Below are 1,177 nucleotides of genomic sequence, written 5' to 3'. Positions count from 1 at the left end.
GCGGGGCGGCGACCGCGCCCGGGTCAGCCGGAGCCGGGTCCGGATCCGCCGATGCGGGAGCCGCACTCAGCACGAGCGCCAAGCCCACGATGGACGCCAAACCGGTTGTGCTCAGAGCGGCGAAGAGGCCCTTCCTAGTCCCGGCCCTCGTCCAGCCTGACATACGCATACCTCCACTCGTGTTCTCGACACAGTGTGGCATAGGAGGGACGCCAGCTACCGTTAACGGCGGTGAGCCGTGCCCCGCGACGGCCAATAATTACCCGGTTGACCTGGGCGGCTATGAATCGGGTGAGCTTGTCGAAGCAACGTCCAGCATCCGCCGGTTGGCCGCGATCCCGGCCAGCGCGACGGCCATCAGGGCCGCCGAAGCGGCCAGCATCAGCGTCACACTGCTCTCATAGAGCAGGCCGCCGACCAGCGACCCGGCCATGATCCCGACCTGGAACGCGGTCACGTAGAGCCCCGACGCCCCGTCGGGGTCGTCGGCCCCGTTGCGCATCGCTGCGGACTGCATCATCGGCGAGACCGCGGTGGCCATCGCGCCCCACAACACGATCGCGGCGGTCCCGATCAACGCGGTGGCCACGCCTGTCTTACCGCCGAACGCCAGCCCGGTCAGCACCACGAAGGCCGCCGTCAGCCCCGTGAAGCACAGGATGACGGCGCTCCTGGGCCGATGGTCCAGCGGCCGCGCCACCAGCGGTAACGACAACAGACCGGCCAACCCGTAGGCGGCCAGCACGAAGGCCAGGTTCGGCCCGCGCACGCCGAGTACGTTGCGGATGATCTCGACGATGAACGTGTAGGACACGAAATGGCCGGTGACCGCGATCATTGCCAGCACGCTCACCAGAATCAGCCGGGGGTTGCGGTGGTGTCGTGATCTCGGGCCCACGTGGGCGAGCTGATCCTCGTTGAGCACCATCTCCGGCAACATCAACCGGGCGGCGAACGTGACGACGACGGCCGCGACGGTGACGCACACGACGGCCAGGCGCCAGCCCCACATCAGGCTCAAGGCCGCGGTCAGCGGGCTGCCCACCACCAGCGCGAGGCTGGTGCCGACGTAGATCGACATGGTGGCCCGTCCGGCATGGCTCGGGGGCACCAGCCGGGTCGCGATCGGTGCGATGACCGCCCACAGCAGACCGTGGGTGATGGCGCACAGCACCCG

1 protein-coding gene is annotated in these 1,177 nt (G+C 68.8%); it reads right to left on the bottom strand.

What is annotated here, in order from left to right:
* Positions 1–280: 280 nt before the first annotated feature.
* Positions 281–1,177: MFS transporter (locus tag A5686_RS01010; protein ID WP_067929913.1), on the bottom strand; the 897-nt coding region annotated here is incomplete at its 5' end.

The sequence above is a fragment of the Mycobacterium sp. E2479 genome (assembly GCF_001667925.1).
Classification (GTDB): domain Bacteria; phylum Actinomycetota; class Actinomycetes; order Mycobacteriales; family Mycobacteriaceae; genus Mycobacterium.
This window is presented reverse-complemented; position numbering and strand designations above follow the sequence as displayed.